10 protein-coding genes are annotated in these 8,515 nt (G+C 66.4%); all 10 read right to left on the reverse strand.

Annotation, left to right across the window (positions count from 1 at the left end; genetic code table 11):
- Window positions 1–122 precede the first annotated feature (122 nt).
- On the reverse strand, window positions 123–413 hold the full coding sequence (locus FKP22_RS13480; protein ID WP_141288000.1) for a ferredoxin family protein: 291 nt from the start codon (window positions 411–413) through the stop codon (window positions 123–125).
- A 50-nt stretch (window positions 414–463) separates the two neighbouring features.
- Window positions 464–1,771 carry an FAD-dependent monooxygenase gene (locus FKP22_RS13485; RefSeq protein ID WP_141288001.1) on the reverse strand — a complete coding sequence of 436 codons (1,308 nt, stop codon included), beginning with the start codon at window positions 1,769–1,771 and terminating at the stop codon, window positions 464–466.
- A 25-nt stretch (window positions 1,772–1,796) separates the two neighbouring features.
- Complete coding sequence (locus tag FKP22_RS13490) at window positions 1,797–2,903, reverse strand: electron transfer flavoprotein subunit alpha/FixB family protein (protein WP_141288002.1); 1,107 nt, start codon at window positions 2,901–2,903, stop codon at window positions 1,797–1,799.
- A 14-nt stretch (window positions 2,904–2,917) separates the two neighbouring features.
- Window positions 2,918–3,766, reverse strand: coding sequence for an electron transfer flavoprotein subunit beta/FixA family protein (locus FKP22_RS13495; RefSeq protein WP_141288003.1), 849 nt, complete (start codon window positions 3,764–3,766; stop codon window positions 2,918–2,920).
- Window positions 3,767–3,801: 35 nt separating this feature from the next.
- Window positions 3,802–4,140: a nitrogenase stabilizing/protective protein NifW gene (nifW, locus tag FKP22_RS13500; RefSeq protein WP_141288004.1), complete on the reverse strand. Its 339-nt coding sequence runs from the start codon at window positions 4,138–4,140 to the stop codon at window positions 3,802–3,804.
- 64 nt (window positions 4,141–4,204) lie between these two features.
- Window positions 4,205–4,792 (reverse strand): zinc-ribbon domain-containing protein, encoded by a 588-nt coding sequence (locus FKP22_RS33855; RefSeq protein WP_141288005.1) that lies wholly within the window; start codon window positions 4,790–4,792, stop codon window positions 4,205–4,207.
- A 127-nt stretch (window positions 4,793–4,919) separates the two neighbouring features.
- Window positions 4,920–5,819, reverse strand: coding sequence for a 50S ribosomal protein L11 methyltransferase (gene prmA / locus FKP22_RS13510; RefSeq protein ID WP_141288009.1), 900 nt, complete (start codon window positions 5,817–5,819; stop codon window positions 4,920–4,922).
- A 97-nt stretch (window positions 5,820–5,916) separates the two neighbouring features.
- Window positions 5,917–7,266 carry an acetyl-CoA carboxylase biotin carboxylase subunit gene (accC, locus tag FKP22_RS13515; RefSeq protein ID WP_141288006.1) on the reverse strand — a complete coding sequence of 450 codons (1,350 nt, stop codon included), beginning with the start codon at window positions 7,264–7,266 and terminating at the stop codon, window positions 5,917–5,919.
- 7 nt (window positions 7,267–7,273) lie between these two features.
- Entirely contained in the window at window positions 7,274–7,729 is a 456-nt protein-coding gene (gene accB / locus FKP22_RS13520) for an acetyl-CoA carboxylase biotin carboxyl carrier protein (RefSeq protein ID WP_141288007.1), read from the reverse strand.
- Window positions 7,730–8,039: 310 nt separating this feature from the next.
- Window positions 8,040–8,515 (reverse strand): TlpA family protein disulfide reductase (locus FKP22_RS13525; RefSeq protein WP_141288008.1); only part of this gene is annotated, 476 nt, incomplete at its 5' end.

Genomic DNA, 8,515 nt, shown 5'->3' on the forward strand with positions numbered 1-8,515 from the left:
CCGGCTGCGGCTGAAGGCGATGCAGCGGCACCGGCCCGCCGCGCGAGCTGAGGGTCAGCTCGATCATCGCGGCCACCGCGCGCGAGGCCGAGCCGCTCAGGCAGCGCTGCATGGGGTAACGTTCATCCGAACTTGAACAGCACACCGTGGCCGCCGCGCGGGTACTCCCAGGCGACGTTGGCGTGTTCGGTGCAGATCACGCGGCAGCTGCCGCATTCCAGGCAGCCGTCGGTGATCAGCGTCACGGCCCCGTTGCCCTCGGCCTTGTAGCAGGCCGCCGGGCAGACGAAGGTGCATTGCTGCGCTTCGCATTCGTTGGCGCAGACGGCGGCGTCCTTGATCTGGATGTGCGGCCGGCCGGGGTCGACCTTGTAGCGGTTCTGGAACAGCTTGTCTTCGACATTGACGGTCATGGCGGCCTCTTGCGTCGGATGCGTGGTGTGGGGTCGGTGGGAAGGCAGGCTCAGCGCGTGGCGCGCCAGAGCCGGAAGGCGTCGCCCAGCAGGCCGCGCAGGCTGCGCGCCGCCGTGAAGCTGCCCATCACCTCGCGTTGCTTGGTCATCTTGTCCACGCCGTCCACGGTGAACAGGGTCTTGGCGGCGTTGTTGACCAGGCCGGGGTAGGCAGTGAAGAACTGCGGGCTCTTCTCCAGCACCTCGGGCAGCCGGCGGTACTTCTTCAGGTCCTTCATCACGAAGCTCTGGTCCAGCGCGTCCTTGTAGGCCTTGAGCGTGCGCGCGCTCATGGGCTTGCCGGCGGCCTTGGCCTGGATCACCGTCTCGGCAGCCAGCCGGCCACTGGTCATGGCCAGGTTGGAGCCTTCGCGGTGGACGGCATTGACGAAGCCACCCGAGTCGCCCACGATCATCCAGCCCTCGCCATAGACCTTGGGCACCGCGTTGAAGCCGCCTTCGGGGATCAGGTGGGCGCAATACTCCTTCATCTCGCCGCCTTCGATCAGCGGCGCGATGGACGGATGCTGCTTGAGCTTCTCGAGCAGCGCATACGGCGCGGTGCGGTTCGGGTTGGACTTGAAGTCGGCCAGCATGCAGCCCACGCCAATCGTCAGCGAGTCCTTGTTGGTGTAGAGGAAGCCGGTGCCCACCATGCCTTCGGTGACCGAGCCCATCATCTCGATCACCACGCCCTCTTCCTCGTTGATGTTGAAGCGGGCCTGGATGGTCTCTTCCGGCATGAAGAGGATCTCTTTCACCGCCAGCGCCACGTTCTTGGCCGACAGCTCGCCATGGAAGCCGGCCTTGCGCGCCAGCGTGGAGTTCACGCCGTCGGCCAGGATCACCACATCGGCGAACACGTCGCCGCCCAGGCGGTCGCAGTGCACGCCCATCACCCGCTCGCCATCCATCAGCAGGTGCTCCACCGTGGTCTCGCAAATCAGCAGCGCGCCGGCCTCGCGCACCTTGGATGAGAACCACTTGTCGAACTGCGCGCGGATGATGGTGTAGCGGTTGTAAGGCGGCTTGTTGTAGTCGTCGCTGCGGTAGTGGGTGCCGACGAAGCTGTGCTCGTCCAGCATCCACATGCGCTGTTCGATGATGTGGCGCTCCAGCGGCGCATCGTCGCGGAAGTCCGGGATGATCTTCTCCAGCGCGTCGCTGTAGAGGATGGCGCCCTGCACGTTCTTGCTGCCGGGGTATTCGCCGCGCTCGATCTGCAGCACCTGCAGGCCAGCCTTGGCCAGCGTGTAGGCCGCGGCATTGCCCGAAGGGCCGGCGCCGACGACGATCGCATCAAACTTTTCGTTGGCCATCTTCTTGCTCCTGTGGGGTCGGCGTTCAGGCGACTTTGCGGATCTGCGGCGTGAGCCGGGCGCGGAAGGCTTCGGTGAGCGCCGGCAGCACCTGCAGCGCATTGCCGACGATGCCAAAGTGGGCGAAGTCGAAGATGGGCGCGTTGGCGTCGGTGTTGATCGCGACGATCACGTCCGCCGCCTCCATGCCCACGCGGTGCTGGATCGCCCCCGAGATGCCGGCAGCGATGTAGAGCTTGGGCCGCACCGTCTTGCCGGTCTGCCCCACCTGCCGCTCGGCCTCCACCCAGCCGGCCTGGACCACCGGCCGCGTGGCGCCCACCTCGGCGCCCAGCACCCGCGCCAGGTCCCAGACGAGCTTGAAATTGTCCGGGTGCTTCAGGCCCTTGCCGCCGGAGACGATCACGTCGGCATAGGCCAGGTTGACGGTGTTGCGCTTGGCGTCCGGGATGAAGGCCAGCAGCTTGGTGACGATGTCGGTCTCGATCATGCCCAGCGTGGCTTCGGTGATCGTGCCGCTGCGGCTGGCATCGCGCCGGGGCATGGGCATCACGCGCGGGCGCACGGTGGCCATCTGCGGCCGGTAGGCCAGGGTCATGATGGTGCACAGCAGCGAGCCGCCGAAGGTGGGCCGGGTGGCGGCCAGCGCGCGGGTGGTGCCGTCGATGTTCAGCTCGGTGCAGTCTGCCGTGAGGCCGGTGGCCAGCGTGGTCGCCACCGAGCCGGCCAGGTCGCGGCCCATGGTGGTGGCGCCCAGCAGCACGATCTCCGGCTGGTACTGGTTGACCAGGTCGGTCAGGCCCTTGGTGAAGGGCTCGTTGCGGTAGCCCTTGAGCACCGGGTCGCGCATCACATAGCAGGTGTCGGCGCCGAAGGCGTAGGCTTCCTTGGCGAAGCTGTCCAGCGGCTCGTCCGGCCCACCCAGGATCACCCCATGCAGCGTCACGCCCAGCTTGTCAGCCAGCACCCTGCCCGCGCCCAGCAGTTCCCAGCTGACGGTGTGCACCTGCCCTCGGTCATGCTCGATGAACACCCAGACGCCCTTGTAGGCCTTCAGGTGCTCGGGCAACTCCATGTTGCGGCCCGCACGGCCAGCGGGACGGGGGGCAGCGGGTTTGGCGGCTTCAGCCATGGCAGCGTCCTTGGTCAGACAGAGAGTTGAGACACGATCTCTTCTTCCAGCAGCGGGTGCTGGGTGAAGATCTTGTCGAGCAGGTTCAGCGTGACGTCGTTCAGGCTGGTGTCAACCACGCTCATCAGGTCGGCCTTCTGGCTGCGCGGCGTGGGGCCGAAAACCTTGCTGACGACGGTGGGCGAGCCCTTCAGGCCGATCTTCGTCAGGTCCTCGATGCCGGCGTCTTCCTTGTTCCAGCGGCGCACCGGGAAGCGCGCGGCACGCAGCATGTCGTCCATGCCGGCAAAGCGCATTTCGTTGGTGCCTTCGAGCATCGTGATCAGGCTGGGCAAGGTGGTGTCCAGCAGTTGCACACCGCCTTCGGCACGCCGCTCCACCTGCAGGCGGCGGGCGTCCAGGTCCACCTTCACGACGCGGCTCACGTAGGTCAGCAGGTTCAGGCCCAGGCGCTTGGCCACGCCGGGGCCGACCTGGGCGGTGTCGCCGTCAATCGTCTGCTTGCCGGTGAACACCAGGTCCACCGCCTGCTCCTGGGCTATCTTGCGGATGGCCGCGGCCAGCGCGTAGGAGGTGGCCAGCGTGTCGGCGCCGGCGAAGGCGCGGTCGGTCACCAGGATGGCGTCCGTCGCGCCGAAGCTGATGCATTTGCGCAGCGCGTCTTCGGCCTGCGGCGGGCCCATGCACAGCATGGTGACGCGCCCGCCGAATTCGTCCTTCAGGCGCAGCGCCTCTTCCAGCGCAAACAGGTCGTAGGGGTTGACGATGGCCGGCACGCCCTGGCGCATGATGGTGTTGGTCACCGGGTGGACGCGGATCTGCGCCGAGTCCGGGACCTGCTTGATGCAGACGACGATGTGCATGGGTGCTCTCCTGTGCTGCGGCCAGCGGTGGGGGATCAGGCGGCGCGGCGCTGCGCCAGGCTTTCGCGCAGCGAGCCCAGCGACACGTGCTGCTGGCCCTGCGCGTCCTGGAAGACCTTGAAGACCTTCTCGGTCACGGCGTTCGAGGTGGTGAAGTCCTGGTAGGCCCGGCCCAGCAGCGCGCGGTAGCGGCTGAACAGGCCGATCTCGTCCAGATCGGCCAGTCCCTCGGCTCGGTGCAGGTACTGGTAGAAGCGCTTGAGGATGTGCAGGCGGTTCACGTTGACGACCTGCTCGTCGTACGCGATGCCGAAGAACTCCAGGAACTCGTTGGCACTGGAGAGGGCCTTCAGGCGGGTGGTAAGGTCGGTCATCTCGGGTCTCCGGGTGGCGTGGGGTCGGTGGGCTGAGGCGGAAAGTCGGTTGACTGAGGCGGCGTCAGAGCGCTGGCTGGAAGGCCTGGTAGAACTGCAGCAGCTCGGCCCGCCCCGGTGTGCGCTTGGTGGCCAGCACATGGCCGCGGATGCGCTCCAGCAAGGCCGGCACCTGCTCGGCAGCCAGGCTCAGGCCCAGGCCCTGGTAGGCCGCCTGCACCGCATGGCTGCCGCTGTGCTTGCCCAACACCGTGGTGTGCTGCCGGCCCAGCTCGGCCGGGTCGAAGCCCTGGTAGTTCAGCGGGTCCTTGAGCAGGCCGTCCACATGGATGCCGGACTCGTGCGTGAACACCACCGAGGACGATTGCGGCATCGGCGCCTGGGCGCTTGTTGCGCTGGCGGTGTTGACTGCCTGCGTCGCCGCGGAGGTGGCGCCGAATGTCGACCGGTCGACGATGGACGGCCCGAAGCCGTGCGCCGGCACGGGCGGTGGCGCGACGGGCGGCTGTGGAGGCAGCTCGAACAGCCCCTCCAGCGCGTTGAAGACCTCGTGGCACTGGCCGCAGCGCACCCAGCCCTGCGAGACCTTCAACTGGTCTTGCACCACACGGAAAACCGTGCCACAGGCAGGACAACGGGTGGCCAGACTCATGCGGGGAATGATGCCATGACGGCAGGGGGATTCCGGGCCGTGGCCGGTTGAGCAGTGCCCATCGCGCTGGCCCGTGCTGCGACGGCACAACGCGTTGCGCAGCCGCGCTGCGCAAGGTCCGGGCGGGTCACAAGCGCTGGCCGCCCATCAGGATCCATCCGTCGTCCTGGTTCAGCACTTCCAGCTTGACCCAGGGTGCGTAGGCGGCCTGCAACTCGGCGGCCTGTCGGTCCAGGATGCCGGCCAGCACCAGGTGCGCGCCGGGCGCCAGGTGGGTGCTGAGCAGCGGTGCCAGCAGCTTCAGCGGCGTGGCCAGGATGTTGGCCAGCACCAGCGGGTATTTGCCCTGCGCGAGTTCCGGCAGGCCACAGCGCAGCGTCACGCCATTGGCTGCCGCGTTGTGCTCGGACGAGGTCACCGCGGCCGGGTCGATGTCGACCGCGTCGACCTGCTTTGCGCCATGCAGCGCCGCGCCGATGGCCAGGATGCCGGAGCCGCAGCCGTAGTCCAGCACCCTGTCCCAGCTGGCCGACAGCGCCGGTGCGTGCTCGGCGATCCAGCGCAGGCACATGCGGGTGGTCGGGTGGGTGCCGGTGCCAAAGGCCAGGCCCGGATCCAGGCGGATCACCCGACTCGCCGCAGCGGGGGGTTCATGCCAGCTCGGCACGATCCAGAACGCCGGCGTGATCTCGACCGGCTCGAACTGCGACTGCGTCAGCCGCACCCAGTCCTGTTCGGGCACTTCACCCAGGCTCTTCACGCCCAGGCCGGCCGCCCAGTCCTGGGCCAGCAGCAGCGTGCTGGCCTGCACGGCGAGGTCCTCGGTGTCGAACAAGGCCTTCAGCGTGGAGCGGTCCCAGCCGGGCTTGGGCGCCGGCATGCCCGGTTCGCCAAACAGCGCATGCTCGGCTTCGGTGTCCGCGTCGGCATCCTCGACCGACACGGCCAGGGCGTCCAGCTCGTTCATCAAGGCCTCGGACACCGGTTCGACCAAAGTCTGCGGCGCGCTCAGCACCAACTCGAACAAAGCCACTTCGGCATTCCTTTTTTCCAAGGGGCAACGGCCAGGCGTGCGGGTGCGCGCCTGGCCGTTGTCGGGGTCACAAGAAGGTGGCGTTGCGCCTTTAGCGCGTGTGCTCGCTCATCCAGTGTTCCAGGTAGTGGATGCTGGTGCCACCCTGGATGAACTTGGCATCGGCCATCAACTCGCGGTGCAGCGGGATGTTGGTCTGGATGCCCTCGACCACCATCTCGCTGAGAGCGGTGCGCATGCGGGCCAGCGCCTGCTCGCGGGTGTCGCCGTGCACGATGATCTTGCCGATCATCGAGTCGTAGTTCGGCGGCACGTAATAGTTGGTGTACGCATGCGAATCCACGCGCACGCCCGGGCCGCCCGGCGGATGCCACATCGTGATGCGGCCTGGCGACGGCGTGAACTTGTACGCGTCCTCGGCATTGATGCGGCATTCGATGGCATGGCCGCGCATCTCGATCTGGCGCTGCAGGAAAGGCAGCTTCTCGCCAGCGGCCACGCGGATCTGCATCTGCACGATGTCGATGCCGGTGACCAGTTCCGTCACCGGATGCTCCACCTGCACGCGGGTGTTCATCTCGATGAAATAGAACTCGCCGTTCTCGAACAGGAACTCGAAAGTGCCTGCGCCGCGGTAGCCCATCTTCTTGCAGGCCGCTGCGCAGCGGTCGCCGATCTTTTCGATCACGCGGCGTGGAATGCCTGGTGCCGGCGCTTCCTCGATGATCTTCTGGTGGCGGCGCTGCATCGAGCAGTCGCGCTCGCCCAGCCAGACGGCGTTCTTGTGCTCGTCGGCCAGGATCTGGATTTCCACATGGCGTGGGTTCTCCAGGAACTTCTCCATGTAGACCTGCGGATTGCCGAAGGCCGCGCCCGCTTCTGTGCGCGTCATCTGCACGGCGTTCACCAGCGCTGCTTCGGTGTGCACCACGCGCATGCCGCGGCCACCGCCGCCGCCTGCTGCCTTGATGATGACCGGATAGCCCACGGTGCGGGCGATCTTGATGATCTCCTTCGGGTCTTCAGGCAGCGCGCCTTCCGAGCCCGGCACGCAAGGCACACCGGCCTTGATCATGGCCTGCTTGGCCGAGACCTTGTCGCCCATCAGGCGGATCGATTCGGGCGTCGGGCCAATGAAGACAAAACCGCTTTGCTGCACCCGCTCGGCGAAGTCGGCGTTTTCCGACAGGAAGCCGTAGCCTGGGTGGATTGCTTCGGCATCGGTCACTTCCGCGGTGGAAATGATGGCCGGCATGTTCAGGTAGCTCAGCGACGAGGCCGCCGGGCCGATGCAGACGGCTTCCTCAGCCAGCCTGACGTACTTGGCGTCGCGGTCGGCCTCGGAATAGACCACCACCGCCTTGATGCCCATTTCCCTGCACGCGCGCTGGATGCGCAGCGCGATTTCGCCTCGATTGGCGATCAGTATTTTTTTGAACATGGTGCGATCACTCGACCATGAACATCGGCTGGCCGAATTCGACAGCCTGGCCGTTCTGCACCAGCACCTGGGTCACCGTGCCGGTGATTTCGGCTTCGATCTCGTTCATGATCTTCATCGCTTCGATGATGCAGACCGGCTGACCGAGCTTGATGACGCTGCCCACTTCGACCAGGGGCTTGCCACCCGGGGTGGACGAAGCGTAGAAAGTGCCGACCATTGGCGACTTGATGGCCACGCCGGTCGCGGCGGCCGGCGCAACCGGTGCGGCGTCGGCGGCTGGCAGCGCCGGGGCAGGCGCCATGGGGGCGCTGGCCATCGGCATCGGCATCATCGGCGCAGCAAAGGCGGCGCCGCCCGATTTCACGATGCGCACCTTGCCTTCGTTCTCGGTGATTTCCAGCTCGGCGATGTTCGACTCTGACACCAGATCGATCAGGGTCTTGAGTTTGCGCAGGTCCATGGGAATTTTTTCTCCTGTCAGGAAGAAGGGAAGGGCCCCGGTCACGGCCGGGTGGCACGTCTTGGAAGGTGCTAGCACATGCAAGCGCCGTGCCGTCACCAAATCGACTGCACGCTACGTGCAGCAAAGCGCTGGATTATGCGGAATCTGGCGCTAACTGGAAGTTACGCCCCCTATCTTTAGGAGGCATCTTGCTCGCTCCAGCAGCTGTCAGGCCACGCTGGCTTGACTGAGGAAGCGCGGACTTTACGCGCTTTGGTCGGTTTTTGCGATGAATTGGACCAAAATAATGTAGATGAGCGCTTGGTCCTCAGCGCTTGCGCAGCGCAGCTGCCCAGCCGAGCAGCTCAGCTTCCGTGGTCGCTCCCAACTTTCGGCCGTGCACTTCACCTTCGGCGGAGATGAGCACAGTAAAGGGCAGGCCGCCGGCGCTGTTGCCCAGATCCCGCACCAGATTCAGGCCCGTGGCGCCGGCCAGCGCAATCGGAAAGCTTACAGGAGTTTGCGTCAGAAAATGCTTGACGGGCTCCGCCTGATCGATGGCCAGGCCCAGTACCTGACCGCCCTGCAACTGCCAGGTCGCCGCAAAACGGTCCAGCTCCGGCATTTCGGCCACGCAGGGCTGGCACCAGGCCGCCCAGAAATTGACCAGCAAAGGCCGGCCCTGGAAGGCCCGCAAGGCCAGTGGCGGACCGGCCGGCGTCGGCAGTTCGAGCTGCCACAGCCGTGCCAGCGCGGCGGCGGTGGGGTCTGGCGACGAGCCCCAGCGCTGCCAGCCCACGCTAG

Source organism: Ideonella azotifigens (genome assembly GCF_006519715.1).
Classification (GTDB): Bacteria; Pseudomonadota; Gammaproteobacteria; order Burkholderiales; family Burkholderiaceae_C; genus Ideonella; species Ideonella azotifigens.

Excerpts from the sequence above, each read along its gene's own strand:
- FKP22_RS13490 (WP_141288002.1), bottom strand. The coding sequence starts at position 2,903 with ATGGCTGAAGCCGCCAAACCCGCTGCCCCCCGTCCCGCTGGCCGTGCG.
- FKP22_RS33855 (WP_141288005.1), bottom strand. The coding sequence starts at position 4,792 with ATGAGTCTGGCCACCCGTTGTCCTGCCTGTGGCACGGTTTTCCGTGTG.
- FKP22_RS13480 (WP_141288000.1), bottom strand. The coding sequence starts at position 413 with ATGACCGTCAATGTCGAAGACAAGCTGTTCCAGAACCGCTACAAGGTC.
- accB (WP_141288007.1), bottom strand. The coding sequence starts at position 7,729 with ATGGACCTGCGCAAACTCAAGACCCTGATCGATCTGGTGTCAGAGTCG.
- FKP22_RS13495 (WP_141288003.1), bottom strand. The coding sequence starts at position 3,766 with ATGCACATCGTCGTCTGCATCAAGCAGGTCCCGGACTCGGCGCAGATC.
- nifW (WP_141288004.1), bottom strand. The coding sequence starts at position 4,140 with ATGACCGACCTTACCACCCGCCTGAAGGCCCTCTCCAGTGCCAACGAG.
- accC (WP_141288006.1), bottom strand. The coding sequence starts at position 7,266 with ATGTTCAAAAAAATACTGATCGCCAATCGAGGCGAAATCGCGCTGCGC.
- FKP22_RS13485 (WP_141288001.1), bottom strand. The coding sequence starts at position 1,771 with ATGGCCAACGAAAAGTTTGATGCGATCGTCGTCGGCGCCGGCCCTTCG.